Raw genomic sequence first — 15,776 nt, 5'->3', positions numbered from 1 at the left:
CCTCGTGCTCGCAAGGCCCGGTGGAAAAGAGCGAGAGTACGACCATGACATTTTCCATTCAGGTTGCTGGTCCAGAACATGCCCCTCTGGCTGAAGCTATTTGTTCGTTGATTGAAGACGCCGCGCGCAAGCGAGGGACCGGTATTGCCAAGCGAGACCCGGAATACATCCGGAAGAAGATGCAGGATGGCAAGGCGATTATCGCGCTGCAGGACGAAGCGCTCGCCGGCTTCTGCTATATCGAAACCTGGGGACACGGTAAATACGTGGCGAACTCGGGTCTCATCGTGGCGCAGGAGTACCGCAATTACGGGCTCGCCCGCCGCATCAAGGAGCGCGCGTTCGAGCTTTCCCGGGAGAAGTATCCGAATGCGAAGCTGTTCGGCATCACGACGAGCCTCGCCGTCATGAAGATCAACTCGGATCTCGGCTACCGGCCGGTGACGTTTTCGGAACTGACGACGGATGTCGAGTTCTGGAACGGGTGCCGCAGCTGCCCGAACTTCGACATCCTGACCCGCACGGAGCAGAAGATGTGCCTGTGTACCGGGATGCTGTACGACCCGGAAGAGGAGGAGAAACGCGAGCGGAAAGCCGCCGAGCAGAAGGTGGAGCGGGAAGAAAAGCCCCTGGAATTGACGCAGTAAGCGCTTGAGAGCGGCCGGCGAACCACAGCCGGCCGCTTTTTTTTATCCCGTCGGCGCGCTGATGCGCGCGCCCGGCGATCCCGGTCAGGCGCCCGGCTCGACCACCGCCATCAACTCCTCCAGCTCGGGCAACTCAGAGACGCGTTCCGGCACGGCCGGCGCCGGATCGTCGCGGCGCGGCGCACTCGTCGCAAGCCGGGTGGCGTTCGGGATCGGGAACAGGTCGGCCGTCGATACGCCGTTTCCATCCAGCTTCTCGATGATCTCCCAGAGATCCTTGGTAATCTCGATCAGCTGGTTCGAGCGCTCCCGCTCTTCTTCCAGCTGCGACTGCAACCGCTTGTTTTCGGCGCGGAACGACGTATCGAGTTTGCAGAGGTACTGATACATTTCCTTCAGCGCGCGCGCATGCAGCTCTTTCTGCTCCTGGAGATGCTCGATCTCCGTACGACACGCATTCAATTGGTCTTCGCAGCTGGCGGTCCCGTCGATGATTTCGGAAGGCTGTGCCGGCGTTGCTTCCGCAGATACTAGCTTGCGCAGGAAGTTCATGGCCATGAGGAATGGGGATTTGAGAATCGTAAGACGCGAATCTTTTCGGGGGGGACCGGGGGGGAAGATTCTTCCGATTACCTTCTCAAAACGCGTTCCAAAAATAGGATGGGCCGTGTGAAATGCCCCGTCGCCTCGCTACGCCGGCCCGTGCGGGGCGCCTCGCCGCCGGCCGGCGCGGCGGCGCAGGGAAAGGCATGCCGCGCGCCGGCAGGTGCTGCCCGGCCGGGGGCTACTTGATCCGCTCGAACGCGGCGAGGGCGACGTCCCGCGCCGCGGCATGGTCGACCATCGGATCCGGGTACCCCGTCCCGTGGCGGAAGAGGGGAGCGGCCTCCCAGGGGGCGTGGATGTCGGAGGCGGGCAGCTTCGCCAGCTCCGGCGCCCAGCGGCGTACGTAGGCGCCGTCCGGGTCGAAGCGCCGCCCCTGGCTCATCGGGTTGAAGATGCGGAAGAACGGCTGCGCGTCGGCGCCGCAGCCGGCGGACCACTGCCAGCCCATCGTGTTGTTGGCGAGGTCGGCATCGACGAGGGTATCCCAGAACCACCGCGCGCCGGCCTGCCAGGGGATGAGCAGGTCCTTCGTGAGAAACGACGCCACGATCATGCGCACCCGGTTGTGCATCCAGCCGGTGGTCCACAGTTCGCGCATGCCGGCGTCGACGATCGGGTAGCCCGTCTCACCCCGCTGCCAGCGCCGGAGCGCTTCCGGATCCTCCCGCCAGGGGAAGGCCTCGAACCGCGTGTTGAGCGGGGATTCCGGGGTGTGGGGGAAGTGATAGAGCAGGTGATACGAGAACTCGCGCCAGGCAACCTCGCTGAGGAAGACGTGCGCCGGCTTGCCGTCCGCCATCGCCGCGCGCCGCGCGCTCGCGGCGTGCCAGACGGTGCGCGGGCTGATCTCTCCGAAACACAGATGCGGCGAGAGGCGCGAGGTGCCGATGCGATCCGGCCGGTTGCGGTCGCTGTCGTACGCTGCGATGGGGCCCTCCACGAACCGGTCCAGCGCCTCCCGGGCGCCGGCCTCGCCGGGCTGCCACGCCGTGTAGAACCCGCGATCCCACGGGATGGTGGGGAGGAGCCCGAGCGATGCGATCGACGCCGACGCCGGCCACGCGTCCGGCCGGTGCGCCGGCGTGAAGACCGCCTCCGGCAGCGGGCGCTCGACCTCCAGGTTTTGCTGGAGGTTTTTCCAGAACGGCGTGAAGACGCGATACGGCATATCGGACCCCGTCCGCACCGCGTCCGGGTTGTGGAGCAGCACGCCGTTGTGCACCGACGCCTCCACGCCGGCATGGCGCAGTGCCGCGGCGACGCGGTCGTCCACCGAGCGCCCCGCGGGCTCGAAACGTTCGTGCCAGCAGACCGACGTGGCGCCGGTTTCGCGCGCCAGCGCGGGGATGACCTCCACGGCGGATCCCTGCCGCACGATGAGGCGGGAGCCGAGGGTTTCCAGCCGTGCCCCGAGCGCCTCGAGGGCATGGTGCAGCCACCACCGGCTGGCGGCGCCCGGCTGCCACGGGGCCTCGTCTTCGGGCGACCAGCAGTACACCGGGATGACGGGGAGCGATCGGCGGAGCGCGTGCTCGAGCGCCGGATGATCGGTCAACCGCAGGTCGCGGCGAAACCAGACAAGCGTACAGGCCATGCGGGAGGCGGTTTGGAGGATACGGGCAAAATAAGGCCGGCCGACGCGCATCGCTACACGCCGGCCGGCTGTGGGTCAATCGAACCGATCCGCTTCGATCATTTTACGAGGAGCATCTTCCGCACCTGCGAGCCCGCAGGGGTGTCGATGCGGTAGAGGTACGTGCCCGTCGGGAGTCCGGCGGCGTCGAAGCTGACTTCCATGCGTCCCGCCGCCATCGGCTGATCCACCAGCACCCGGACCACGCGGCCCAGCAGGTCGTAGACCGCGAGGCGAACGGGGCCGGCTTCCGGCGTCGTGAAGGCGATGGTCGTCACCGGGTTGAACGGGTTGGGATAGTTGGCCTCCAGCACAAACGCGGTGGGCACGCTCGCGCCGTCTTCCTCGGCGAGGGCGACTTCATCGAACGCCTCTTCGCTGTGGCCCGAGAGACCGGCCACGCCGGCCATCTTGCCCGCCGTGTCGATGACCACGAACGCTACGCTGAGCGCTTCGCCGGCCGAGCCCTGGGCCCGGCGCGCGTCGTACGGGGTCGCCACGAGCGTGTGGCTGCCGACGGGGAACGCGCCGTTCAGGTAGTCGCCGCTCAGGTCCCCGAACAGCGCGAACGGCGTAACGTTTTCGAGCCGGCTATAGCCGATCGATTCGATCTCGAACCAGACGCTCGCGACGCCGTCGCCGACTTCAGCGCGCAGGTTGACCCGCTCGGGCAGCGCCGAGGCGTCGAGGGTGTCGCCCGGCATCAGCATGCCGAGGTCTTCATCCGTCTCGGCGTCCACCAGCGTGAAGCCGGTGACGGCATTGCCGCTGTTGACGACCGTGAAGGAGACGCTGGCCGTCTCAAGCACGGCTCCGCCGGCCTGGGCTTCGGCGAAGGCCGTGGCCGACAGGGTGTGCGAGCCGACGGGAAGCCGGCCGGCGGCGTAATCCCCATCCACATCCCCGAAGAGCGCATAGGGCGCCTCGTTTTCCACCCGGATGCCTTCGATGTCATTCAGGTCGAACCGTACGCTGCCGGCATCGCCGGTCAGGTTGGCCCGCACGGTGAGGCCGATCGGAAGTGCGCTCAGGTCGAGCACGGCGCCTTCCGCGATCGGGTCGAAACCGGGGATCGGGCTGTCCGTGCTGGCATCGATCAGGCTAAGGCTCGCCCCTTCAGGCTGGTTGACCGGCAGAAGGGCGGTGGTGCCGTCGGCGAAGACGGCGAGGAGGCCGAAACCGGGGTCGGTGCTGTCGGGCGGAGCGAGGAAGCCGGAGGCGAGGACCGCGACGGCGGCATCGGCGGCGCCGCTGAGGTCGGCGACGAACGAGGCGGCGACGGCGCTGTTGTCGGCCAGCTCGATGTCGACTTCATAGACGGCGGGCGGTACGGAGAGGTAGCCGGCGGAGAATTCGCCGAAGGCGATGTCGTCCACGAGCACGCCGGCGCCGCGGGCGGAGACGTCGACGACGGGGGCGTCGGGGGCGCCGTGGAAGACGAGGAATTCGGCGTTGCCGGCGGTGGCGGCGGCCTCACGGGCCGGGGTATAGACGAAGAGGTCGAAGGCCGGGTTGCCCATGCCGCCCAGCGGATCGCCGGCCGCGACAACGAGGTAGGTCTCGTTCGGCGCAAGGCCGTCGGCGAGCGTCGTCGTAAAGACCGGGCTGCTGTTGTCCGCAGCGGTCGACCCCGTGATGTCGATCTTCACCGGCACGCCGGCCGGGAGCGTCAGGTACGGCGTGGCCTGCCGGAACGCGACATCGTCCAGGGCCAGGGCATCGTTGATGTAGACGTCGACCACCGCCGCGGCGGCGTAGGGGGAGTTGTGCACGACCTGCACGCGCGCCGTTTCGGGCTCGGGTTCATTCACCGGCAGGAGGGCGGTGGTGCCGTCGGCGAAGACGGCGAGGAGGCCGAAGGCGGGGTCGGTGCTGTCGGGCGGAGCGAGGAAGCCGGAGGCGAGAACCGCGATGGCGGCATCGGCGGCGCCGCTGAGGTCGGCGACGAACGAGGCGGCGACGGCGCTGTTGTCGGCCAGCTCGATGTCGACCTCATAGACGGCGGGCGGTACGGAGAGGTAGCCGGCGGAGAATTCGCCGAAGGCGATGTCGTCCACGAGCATGCCTGCGCCGCGGGCGGAGACGTCGACGACGGGGGCGTCGGGGGCGCCGTGGAAGACGAGGAATTCGGCGTTGCCGGCGGTGGCGGCGGCCTCACGGGCCGGGGCGTAGACGAAGAGGTCGAAGGCCGGGTTGCCCATGCCGCCCAGCGGATCGCCGGCCGCGACGAGCAGGTAGGTCTCGCCCTCGGTCAGACCCGGCGCCGGGATCGTCTTCGTGAAGACCGGACTGCTGTTGTCCGCCGCGTCCGGCGTGGTGATGTCGATCGTTACCTCGGCGCCGGCGGGCAACTCGACAAAGGGCGTCGCCGAGCGGAACGCGAAGTCGTCGAGGGTGAGGCTGCCGTTGATGTAGACGTCCACCGCGGCGGCGGCGGCGTAAGGGGAGTTGTGCACGACCTGCACCCGCGCGGTCTGGGCCTGGACGCCCGTCGCTGCAAGAACGAGAGCGAGGCATGCGAGTAGTATCTTGCTCGCGCGAGATAGCGGTAGGAAAGAATAGAGTTTTTTCATAGCCATTGTCGGGTCTGGGGTGTGTTGGAGCAGCTCGCGGACGCCCTTGCGCGGTACCCGGCGCGGTCGACGGCGGCCGGCGAGCTCGTGTCTCGCTGCAGCAGTCTCATAACACAGCCCGATGTGTAGATGACTACCCCGACGTGTACAAGCATGAAACAATCCGATCACACCCCGACGCCCGGATGCGGGAAATACCCCATGCTTCCATGCGTGCCACGACGTGTTACGACAGGGCGCCGCAGGACCGCCGTTTTCGGCCGCCTGCGCCGTTGCCGGACGCTTCTGGGCGCGCTGATCCTTGCATCGACCATGGCTACGACCTCCATCGCACAGATCGCCGATGCCCCCGTCGACCGCCTCCGCGCCTTCTTTATCGATAGCGTGGAGGACGAGACCGCCATCGATCGCGCGGAAGCGTATCTGGCCACGATCGACGTCCACGCCGAGCCCGTGTGGGAAGCCTATGCGGCGCTGTTCGAGATCATGCGGGCCAAACACGTGTTCTGGCCCGGGCGCAAGATGGACCATCTGAACGCCGGCCTGCCCGTGCTCGATCGTCTCGTCGAGGCGCTTCCGGATGATGTGGAGATCCGCTATATCCGGCTGATGAGCTGCTATTACCTGCCGCGGTTTCTGGGGCGCGGATGGTCGGTCGATGCCGACTTCGCCGCCCTTTCGCGGCTGCTTCCCGGAGCGCAGGGCCGCTTTCCGGCCGGCCTCTATGCCGATATGCTCCAGTTCGTCTACGAGGCGGGCGACCCGGACGACGCGACGCGTCTGGATCTCGAACGCGCGCTGGCCCGGCTGGGGCCCATCACGGCTCGCGAGCCGGCGGCCGGCGGGGATTGATCGTTGATTTCGTTATCCAACCCATCTGCTGCGCGCGCGGACCGGCGCATGCCGCCCCGCTCGCCAGCACAGCCCAGCACCGACACGGCATGACGGATGAAGTAATACTGGTAGATGAACTCGATCGGGAGGTCGGCGCCGCCGAAAAACTGGCCGCGCACCAATCGGGACAGCTCCATCGAGCCCTTTCCGTTTTTGTATTCAACAGCGCCGGCGACATGCTGCTCCAGCAGCGCGCCCGCGACAAATACCATTCGGGCGGGTTGCTGTCCAACACCTGCTGCAGCCACCCGCGGCCCGGCGAAGCGTCGGAAGACGCCGCGCATCGCCGGCTCATGGAGGAGATGGGATTCGATTGCCCGATGCGGCCGCTCTTCACGTTCACGTACCGCACGGATTTCGGGAACGGCCTGATCGAGCACGAGCTGGATCACGTCTTCGTCGGCATCCACGACGCCGACCCCGTGCCCAACCCGGAGGAAGTCGAGGCGTGGCGCTGGCAATCGGTCGAGGAGACGGCCCGTGACATGGCGCGCCGGCCGGAGGCGTACACGTTCTGGTTCAAGCACATCTTCCAGCGCGTGATCGACGCCCTCACCCCTTGAGCTGTACCGCTGAAACGAAAAGAGGGCCTTCGATGAAGGCCCTCTTTTCGTTTCAAGATGGGGGATGCAAGATGCATGATGCAGGATGGATGCAAGATGCAAGATGCAAGATGCAAGATGCATGATGCAGGATGGATGGATGGATGGATGGATGCAAGATGGGGGATGCAAGATACTGGATGCAGGATGGATGGATGCAGGAGCATCACCCTTCAACAAGGAATTCCCGGCCCAATCCCGCATCTTGCATCCCGCATCCTGCATCCATCCAACATCCCCCATCCCCCACGTCACATCTTTTTGACGAGCTTCAGCGAGAGCGCCTCGTCGGCGTTCATGTTGCCTCCGTCGGGCTGGCTCATGCTTACTTTTTCGAGCGTGAAGCCGCCGGGCGACACGTCCTTGATGGCGAAGACGATGGTGCTCTCGACCGATTTGTCGGCGGCGCGGGTGGCGCCGGTGCCGCGGCCGGTCCAGTCGGCCATAACGTGCAGCGTCAGCTGATCGCCGGCGATGGTAAAGCTGCCCTCGTTCTTGAGGCGCGTCATGTAGCGGGTGCGGCTCGTATTCTGGAAGCGGTTGAGGTTCGTCATGAGGTCGCCCTGCGAAATGACCACGTCGCCCGAGGCGAGGAACTGGATGGTGCTGTTGGGCGAACCGTCGAGCGCCCAGGTACCGAAATACGGGCTCGCGGCCGTGCTGGCCTGGTCGGCCACTTTTTTCGAGGAGCCGCAGCCGGCGCCAACGACGAAAAGGAGAAGCAATACACTATAAATAATCGATTTCATGGATCCAGAGGATTGAGTGAACAGAAACGAACAGGGTCGGATAAGCGTGGGCACGATCGTGCGAAAACCCGGTAGACCGATATGATTCGTTCGGGTCTTGGAGACGCCTTAATCCCTTACGGGCGCTATTCGGTTCCGATTTGCAGGCCGGCGAGGTGTTCGAGCGCCTTCACGAGCGCGTGGTTGCCTTCCGCGCCAAGGCCTCGCTGCTGGAGTGTGCTGTAGAGTTGGTAGACGATGCTGGTGCCCATGAGAGGGACGCCGAGCGATTTGCCGGCCTCGAGAACGAGCCGCAGGTCTTTCTGCTGGAGGTCGATCGTGAACCCCGGGCGCCAGTCGCGTCGGATGACCTGGGGGCCGCGGTTGCTGAGCATCCAGCTGCCGGCGGCGCCGCCTGTGACGGCGGCGAGGGTTTTTTCGAGGTCGAGCCCGCCGGCCTCCGCGAGCAGCAGGGCTTCGCTCACGCCAAGCATCGTCACCACGACCAGGATCTGGTTGACGAGCTTCACGGTCTGGCCGGCGCCCACGCCGCCGACGTGCGTGATCGTCTTGCCCATGGCCTCGAAATAGGGCATGGCGCGCGCCACCTGGCCGGCGTCGCCGCCCACCATGATGCTCAGGGTTCCGCGTGCCGCGCCCTCGCTGCCGCCGCTGATGGGCGCATCCAGCATATGGATGCCGCGCGCCTGGAGGCGTTCCGCGATGACGCGCGTGGCGTCGGGGCTGATCGTGCTCATGTCGATCACGAGTGCGCCGGGGGCCGCCCCCTCGATAACACCCTCCTCGCCGAGGATGACGCGTTCCACGTCGGGCGTGTCGCTCACGCACGTGATGACGACGGGGCAGCGCCGGGCGACGTCGGCCGGCGTGCTGGCGACGGTCGCGCCGGCTTCCTCCAGCGCCCGCGATCGCTCGACGGTCCGGTTCCAGACGCAAACCTCGAAACCGGCTTTCAACAGATTGGCGGCCATGCCGCGTCCCATGATGCCCAGACCGATAAACCCGACGGATTCTGCCATGATAGTGCGTGATGGTGAGGGAAAAGCGCCGGCGGCATGATAGGGGAAAAGGGCGCTTCGATCAACCCGCCGCGATGCCGGTGGCGATACGCCCGCAGGCCAAAGGCGCATGGCGGTTGCGTGGAAGACCCAGTTCCGCTGCGCGCAAGATAAAGCCGCGTCCCCCGCGCAGAGCCTATCATGTGCTCACCCACTGCCTATCCTGCCAGAAAACCCCCAGACGAGCTATGAATCTGCTCCGTATCAACGATCAGATCGTGAATGTCGATCTGATCCAGTCGGTCAACATCCGAGGCAACGAATTGACGCTCTATGTCACAGGGCGCGAGATGTTGTTTCGCGGCGAGGAGGCGATGGTGCTGCGGCATTGGTTACTCAACAATGCCCGCGACCTGTCGGCGCATCCGATGACGCAGGCGCTGGAACCGGTGGTGTCGCCGGCGTCCTACGCATCGGGGGATGGGGCAACTTCGGGCGTCAACTTGTTCAAAATGCCGCTTCCATAACCCTTTTCTGTATGCTGGGCCGCGCAGATCTAACCAATCTGTGTCGAAAGTGTGGAATGTTTGCTGCGAAAGCATGTATCCGCCCGCAACGAAAGGGAAATGTGGCGAAATTTGATCAAAATGAGGCCTTCGGCGACGGCCCATGCCGGCCGTGGGAGTATCCCCTACAAGGCGCGCATGCGATTGCGCCAAAAGTAGATAGACGCTGCCCTGCCCGTTCGTTATACTACTTTTGATCAGTTATAACCTGCAGGCAACTGCACATTGTCAGATGGCAAGCGAAGTACATGAAACGAGTGGATTCGACGAATCCACCCAGCGTCCTGAGGTCTTGGAGCCCGTCTCCTTGAGGCGCAGGGCGATGATCAAAGCGGTCTGGACCGTACCCGTTATCGCGGGACTGTCCCTGATGAACACCGCGACGACCATGAGCGGCGGCATGAACGGCGGTCCTGGTGACGACGGTGGATGGGGCGGCGGTGGCGATGACCACGGCGGCGACGACCACGGCGGCGGCGGCTGGGGAGGTCCCGGCGGCGGTTCCGGCGGTGGCGGCGGCTGGGGAGGTCCCGGCGGCGGCTCCGGTGGAGGCGGCGGCTGGGGAGGTCCTGGCGGCGGTTCCGGCGGTGGCGGCGGCTGGGGAGGTCCCGGCGGCGGCTCCGGTGGAGGCGGCGGCTGGGGAGGTCCTGGCGGCGGCTCTGGCGGTGGCAAAGGCGGAAAATAACAGGTCGAGTTTTTGCTTCAAGGTTGACTGAACGATACGCACGTTTTTTTACACACCTTACGGGGTTAAACAGGCGACGTTAACCCGGATGGTAATCGAATGAGTGAACACAATAACCAAGCGACGTCGGCTGCCGAGCAGCTGATCGAGACGGCCGAAAAGAAGGCGTTCTCGCGTCGCGCAATGCTCCGAGCAGGCTGGGCCCTTCCTGTAATTGCAGCCGTCCCGCTCCTGAACACGGCTTCGGCCATGAGCGCGTACAACTGCGACCGCAATTTGCAGCGTTTCCTCGACGCCCTTGCTTCGGGTGACAAGACGACCGCCGCGAATATCCGGAAGGAGTTGCAGGCGAACAATTGCCGTTGCTAGTTCAGGCAGCTTTCTGGCTGCCCTCCTGGTAGGGAAGTAGTTTGCAAGGCATTGTGAACATGCTGAAGAAAAAACCTCTTGAGGTATAACCTATGCACGAACACAACACACACGAAGTGATGAAGGCTGAAGATCAGCTGGTACAAAAGGCTGAAAAGAAAGCCATCTCGCGTCGTTCCATGCTCCGAGCAGGCTGGGCCCTCCCCGTGATTGCAGCCACTCCGCTCATGAACACGGCATCAGCGATGAGCGCGTTCAATTGCGACCGCATGTTCGACAAGATGATCGACTCGATCAATGCGGGCGACGTGGAGAAGGCGCAGAAGACGCTTCAGCAGTTGCTCGACAACGGTTGCCGTTTCTGACGGGAGCTTTTTGCGGACAACGGTCCGGCCCGACACGGGTCCGGACCGTTTGCTGTTTATAGGCCTCGCATCGCGCTTCGGCCTTTTTAACGCCCGGCTGTGCATACTGCCGGGCGTTCTGTATTTTGCGGGATGATCGCAACCTCCTCACCTCGCGGAATCTGTCTCTCGTGAAGCGCTTCGTCCTGGTCCTGCTCCTGTTCGTCCTTGTTTCCTGCGGCCACCGGGAAACGCCCCGCATCCTCGTCTTCACGGCCACGGAGGGGTACCGGCACGCGTCCACCGACGCCGGCGTCGCCGCGCTGCGCGCGCTCGGCGCCGCGAACGGCTTCGACGTCGACGTGTCCGACGAGGCGTCCGCCGTGTCGGAGCCGAACCTGCAGCGCTACGCCGCCGTCGTGTTTCTGCATACCATGGGCGACGTGCTCGACTACGCGCAGGAAGCCGATCTCGAACGCTTCATCCAGGCCGGCGGCGGGTTCGTGGGGATCCACTCGGCGGTCGATACGGAGCCGAGCTGGCCCTGGTACGGTCAGCTCGTCGGCGCGCGCTACCACAGCCACCCCGAGTCGCCGTCCAACGTCCAGACGGCCACGCTCCGCGTCGCCGAGCGCGGCGACGTGCTGGCGGACGCCGTGCCGGCTTCCTGGAGCCAGGCGGACGAGTGGCCGAACTTCGCGGACATGGACGCCGGCATCCGGGTCGTGCTCACCGTCGACGAGTCGACCTATCAGGGCGGGATCCACGGCGACGGCCATCCGGCCGCCTGGTATCACGCGTTCGACGGCGGCCGCTCGTTTTATCTCGCCGGCGGCCACGCGCCCGAAAGCTTCGACCAGCCCGCTTTCCGCGCCGTCCTCCTCGACGGCCTCCGGTATGCCATCGGCGAAGGCCATCTGGATTACGCCCGGGCCCGCACCCGCCGGCCGCCCGAGGAGCGCCGCTTCCACCGCGACATCCTCCTCGAAAACCTGAGCGAGCCCACCGAACTGGAAATCCTGCCCGACGGGCGCGTCCTCTTCACCCAGCGCGGCGGCCAGCTCAAGCTGTACGACCCCGCCGCCGGCACCGCCCGCATCGTGGGCGAACTCGACGTGAACAACACGTTCGAGGACGGACTCATGGGCCTCGCGCTCGACCCCGGCTATGCCGACAACCACTGGATCTACCTCTATTATTCGCGCCCCGGAGACGACCCGTACCAGCAACTCTCGCGCTTCGTGTTCGACGGCGATCAGCTCGATCGATCCAGCGAAAAACGGATGCTCGAGGTGCGCGTCCAGCGGCAGGAATGCTGCCACACCGGCGGCTCGATCGAGTTCGGGCCGGACGGCAACCTCTTTCTCTCCACCGGCGACAACACCAACCCGTTCTTCAGCAACGGCTTTGCACCCATCGACGAGCGGCCCGGCCGCAAGCCGTTCGACGGGCAGTGGGGGCCGGGCAACACGAACGACCTCCGCGGCAAGATCCTGCGCATCACCCCGCAGCCCGACGGCACCTACACCATCCCGGACGGCAACCTTTTCCCGAAAGATGACCCGCTGGCCCGTCCGGAGATCTACATCATGGGCGACCGCAACCCGTATCGCATCGCCATCGATCAAAAAACGGGCTTTCTTTACTGGGGCGAAGTCGGACCCGACGCCGGCGATGACGATCCGATGCGGGGACCGCGCGGGCATGACGAAATCAACCAGGCCCGCCAGGCCGGCAACTTCGGGTGGCCCTACTTCGTGGGGGATAACAAGCCGTATCGCGACTACAACTTCGCCACGGGCCGCTCGGGCGACTTCTTCGATCCCGCGCACCCGGTTAACGATTCGCCCAACAACACGGGTCGGCGCGAGCTGCCGCCGGCGCAGCCGGCCTTCATCTGGTACCCCTACGCCGACTCGCCCGAGTTCCCCATCGTCGGCAACGGCGGCCGCACCGCGATGGCCGGCCCCGTCTTCTACGCCGACGCCTACACGCCCGGCGACGGCACCTTCCCCGCGTATTTCGACGGCAAGCTGTTCATCTACGACTGGATTCGCGGCTGGGTGCTCAATGTCACCATGGACGAACAGGGCGATCTGGTGAAGATCGATCCGTTCATGCCCTCGACGCGCTTCACGAATCCGATCGACATGATGTTTACCGACGACGGGGTGATGTACTTGCTGGAGTTCGGGAAAGGGTGGATCTCCAACAACATCTACGCGCGGCTCAACCGGATCTCGTACGTCAGCGGCAACCTGCCGCCCGAGGCCGCCATCGCCGCCGATCGCCTCGAAGGCGCGGCCCCGCTGACCGTCACGCTCTCCGCCTCCGGCAGCTCCGACGCCGACCACGATGCGCTGACGTTCGTCTGGTACCGCGACGCCGGCGACGCCGTCGCCGCCACGGGTGAAACGGCTACGTTCACGTTCGACACGCCCGGCGTCTATCACCCGCGCCTCGTCGCGAAGGACCCCTCCGGCGCCGTCAACGAGGCGTCCGTCACCGTACTGGTAGGCAACGCGCCGCCGGAAGTCCGGCTCGCGATCGAGGGCAATGCCACCTTCTACACCGACGGCCGGGTGCTGCGGTATGCCGCCACCGCCACCGACGCCGAGGACGGCCCGGCGCCCGACGACCGCCTCGTCGTGCAGGTCGACTACCTCGAGGAAGGGTTCGACCGCACGCTCATCGAGCAAGGCCATCGCCAGGCCGACGCCGTGTCGCGGTTCTCGGTCGGGCAGCGGCTCGTCGAGGGCGGCGACTGCCTGTCGTGCCACAGCGTCGATCAGGCCTCGATCGGGCCGAGCTACCGGCAGGTCGCGGCGCGCTACGCCACGCAGGACGATGCGGAGGCCTATCTCGTCCAGAAGATCATCAAGGGCGGCGGGGGCGTCTGGGGCGAACAGGCCATGGCGGCGCACCCGCAGCTCGGCGAGGAAGATGCGCGCGCGATGGTGCGCTACATCCGGTCCCTCGCCGGCGATGCCGCCGCGCCGCGCACGCTGCCGGCGAAAGGAGCCTACCGCCTCGACGCCCACCGGGCCGCCGACAACAAGGAAGGGATGTATTTCGTGCGCGCCGCCTACACGGACCGCGGCGGGGTCGAGATCGGCCCGCTGAAGGGCCAGGAACTCATCGTCCTCCGCCATCCTCGCGTCGAGGCCGAGTGGTTCGACCGGTCCAGCCGCGTCGTAGTGGCCAACGAACAGATCGCCGCCGCCTATGACGGATCGTACATCGCGTTCGACGGGATCGACCTCACCGACGTCGCCGCCGTCACCTTCAGCGCGCTGCCCCCGGGCACCGGCACCGACGCCGGCCGCCTGGAACTGCACGTGGACGCGGCAGACGGACCGATGATCGGCTCCGTCGACATCGGGCGCCAGCCCGCCGGCGACTTCCGGGCGGAGGTCGCGCCCACCGCCGGCCGGCACGACCTGTTCGTCGTCTTCAAGGCCAACCACGACACCGGGCACCCCCTCGCCCGGCTGGATGCGCTGCGGTTCGAACTGGGGAATTGAGTTTTGGGGCCGGGCGTGTGGGGGTATGAGCGTGTGGAAGAAGCCGCTCTCAATCCCCCATCCCCCAAAATCCCACAGTCAGACGATCTGTTGCTTCCACGTCCCCCGGCGGAAGAGCACGACGGCAATGACCGCCAGGATGGCCTGGGCGAACGCGATGGCGATGAAGGCGCCGCGTGGGCCCATCCCCAGCGGGTGGGAGAGGATGTAGGCGATGGGGACCTGCAGCATCCAGTAGCAGATCACGTTGATCCACGTCGGCGTGCGGGTGTCGCCGGCGCCGTTGAACGACGAGACGATCACCATCCCGAACGCAAACAGCACGTAGGTGTAGCTGACGATGTGGAGGCAGTCCACCCCGTAGGCCACGGCCGTGGGGATGTCGGTGAAGATGCGGATCAGCGGTTCGCTGAACACGAACATGGCGATGGCGACCACGCCCAGGAAGGCGACGTTGGTCCAGCACGCGAACCATACGGCGCGCTCCGCCCGGTCCGGCTGCCGCGCGCCCAGGTTCTGCCCCACCAGCGTCGCCGCCGCATTGCCGACCCCCCAGGAGGGCATCAGCGCGAAGAGAATGATGCGGATGGCGATGGTGTAGCCTGCGAGGGCGTCGCTGCCAAACGACGCCTGGATGCGGAAGATGAGCATCCAGCTGGCCGTGCCGATCATGTACTGGATCATGCCCGGCATGGACACGCGCAGGAGCCGGCGCATGATGTCCAGGTTGATCCGGAGCTGCTCGCGGTGCACGGTCAGGTGCCCCGTGCCCTTGATCAGCTGCGAGATCTGGTAGGCGACGCCGATGCCGCGCCCGATGGCCGTGGCGACGGCGGCGCCCGTGACGCCCATCTCGGGGATCGGCCCCCACCCGAAGATAAAGGCGGGGTCCAGGATGATGTTGAGGATGTTGGCCAGCCACAACACGCGCATCGCCTTGACGGCGTCGCCGGCGCCGCGGAAGACCGCGTTGATAATGAACAGGTACAGGATGAGGGTGTTCGTGCCGAACGCGATGGCGCAGTAGCCGCTGCCGACCGCGACGACGCTCTCGCTCGCACCCATGAGCCCGAGCAGCTCGGGCGCGAAGATCACGCCCAGCACGGCGACGGGGATGGAGACGAGCGCGCCGAGCACCAGCGCCTGCACCGCGGCGACGCCGGCTTCCTCGTGCTTTTTCTCGCCGATCCGTCGCGCCACCATCGCGGCGGCCGCCATGGCGATGCCCATGCCGATCGCGAACAGCAGCACCATCAACGAATCGGTCATCCCCACGGCGGCGACCGCGTCCGCTCCCAGCTTGCCGACGAAAAACACGTCGACCACGCCGAAGATCGACTGCATGATCATCTCCAGCACCATCGGAATGGCGAGCAGGACGATCGCGCGGCCCAGGCTTCCGGTGGTGAAATCCCGCCGTTTGCCCATAAACATGTCCCGCAGCTCCGCCCAGAAATTGAGGGGCTGCGAAGAGGAAGTCTGGTCGAGTAGCATACGAGCGACGGCGAAGTGGATCGGCAGAAGCTCAGCTAAACGGCGCTTTGCGCGAAAAGGGTTCGCGTCTATATGTGAGAAATGTGTGAACG

Annotated in this window: 13 protein-coding genes; 7 read left to right on the top strand and 6 right to left on the bottom strand. The window is 65.9% G+C overall.

Annotated elements, in window-relative coordinates:
• The first annotated feature begins 107 nt into the window (after positions 1-107).
• On the top strand, positions 108-647 hold the full coding sequence (locus tag R2834_03040) for a GNAT family N-acetyltransferase (GenBank protein ID MEZ4699281.1): 540 nt from the start codon (positions 108-110) through the stop codon (positions 645-647).
• Between the two features lie 84 nt (positions 648-731).
• On the opposite strand, the gene R2834_03035 is transcribed toward R2834_03040, so the two are convergent.
• From R2834_03035 to R2834_03025, 3 genes are all read right to left on the bottom strand, one after another.
• Positions 732-1,205, bottom strand: coding sequence for a DUF2046 domain-containing protein (locus R2834_03035; protein MEZ4699280.1), 474 nt, complete (start codon positions 1,203-1,205; stop codon positions 732-734).
• Positions 1,206-1,431: 226 nt separating this feature from the next.
• Positions 1,432-2,847 carry a deoxyribodipyrimidine photo-lyase gene (locus R2834_03030; protein MEZ4699279.1) on the bottom strand — a complete coding sequence of 472 codons (1,416 nt, stop codon included), beginning with the start codon at positions 2,845-2,847 and terminating at the stop codon, positions 1,432-1,434.
• A gap of 98 nt (positions 2,848-2,945) precedes the next feature.
• Positions 2,946-5,459 (bottom strand): DUF4397 domain-containing protein, encoded by a 2,514-nt coding sequence (locus tag R2834_03025; GenBank protein MEZ4699278.1) that lies wholly within the window; start codon positions 5,457-5,459, stop codon positions 2,946-2,948.
• A gap of 312 nt (positions 5,460-5,771) precedes the next feature.
• Between R2834_03025 and R2834_03020 the strand changes: the two genes are divergently transcribed.
• A complete protein-coding gene (locus R2834_03020) occupies positions 5,772-6,311 on the top strand; it encodes a hypothetical protein (protein MEZ4699277.1) in 540 nt (179 codons plus the stop codon).
• 89 nt (positions 6,312-6,400) lie between these two features.
• On the top strand, positions 6,401-6,916 hold the full coding sequence (idi, locus tag R2834_03015; protein MEZ4699276.1) for an isopentenyl-diphosphate Delta-isomerase: 516 nt from the start codon (positions 6,401-6,403) through the stop codon (positions 6,914-6,916).
• Between the two features lie 290 nt (positions 6,917-7,206).
• Here the strand turns inward: idi and R2834_03010 are convergent, their stop codons facing one another.
• Together R2834_03010 and R2834_03005 are read right to left on the bottom strand one after the other, a co-directional pair.
• Complete coding sequence (locus R2834_03010; protein MEZ4699275.1) at positions 7,207-7,704, bottom strand: hypothetical protein; 498 nt, start codon at positions 7,702-7,704, stop codon at positions 7,207-7,209.
• A 125-nt stretch (positions 7,705-7,829) separates the two neighbouring features.
• Positions 7,830-8,723 carry an NAD(P)-dependent oxidoreductase gene (locus tag R2834_03005; GenBank protein MEZ4699274.1) on the bottom strand — a complete coding sequence of 298 codons (894 nt, stop codon included), beginning with the start codon at positions 8,721-8,723 and terminating at the stop codon, positions 7,830-7,832.
• Positions 8,724-8,950: 227 nt separating this feature from the next.
• Here R2834_03005 and R2834_03000 point away from each other — a divergent pair, with 227 nt between their 5' ends.
• From R2834_03000 to R2834_02985, 4 genes are all read left to right on the top strand, one after another.
• On the top strand, positions 8,951-9,229 hold the full coding sequence (locus tag R2834_03000) for a hypothetical protein (protein MEZ4699273.1): 279 nt from the start codon (positions 8,951-8,953) through the stop codon (positions 9,227-9,229).
• Between the two features lie 823 nt (positions 9,230-10,052).
• A complete protein-coding gene (locus R2834_02995) occupies positions 10,053-10,322 on the top strand; it encodes a hypothetical protein (protein ID MEZ4699272.1) in 270 nt (89 codons plus the stop codon).
• 92 nt (positions 10,323-10,414) lie between these two features.
• Positions 10,415-10,687 (top strand): hypothetical protein, encoded by a 273-nt coding sequence (locus R2834_02990; protein MEZ4699271.1) that lies wholly within the window; start codon positions 10,415-10,417, stop codon positions 10,685-10,687.
• 170 nt (positions 10,688-10,857) lie between these two features.
• Entirely contained in the window at positions 10,858-14,190 is a 3,333-nt protein-coding gene (locus tag R2834_02985; GenBank protein MEZ4699270.1) for a ThuA domain-containing protein, read from the top strand.
• Between the two features lie 78 nt (positions 14,191-14,268).
• Here R2834_02985 and R2834_02980 read toward each other — a convergent pair whose 3' ends face one another.
• The gene (locus R2834_02980; GenBank protein ID MEZ4699269.1) at positions 14,269-15,684 is read right to left on the bottom strand and encodes an MATE family efflux transporter; all 1,416 of its coding nucleotides are present in this window, start codon (positions 15,682-15,684) and stop codon (positions 14,269-14,271) included.
• Positions 15,685-15,776: the final 92 nt, after the last annotated feature.

The sequence above is a fragment of the Rhodothermales bacterium genome (genome assembly GCA_041391505.1).
In the GTDB taxonomy this organism is placed as follows: Bacteria; Bacteroidota; Rhodothermia; order Rhodothermales; family JAHQVL01; genus JAWKNW01.
This window is presented reverse-complemented; position numbering and strand designations above follow the sequence as displayed.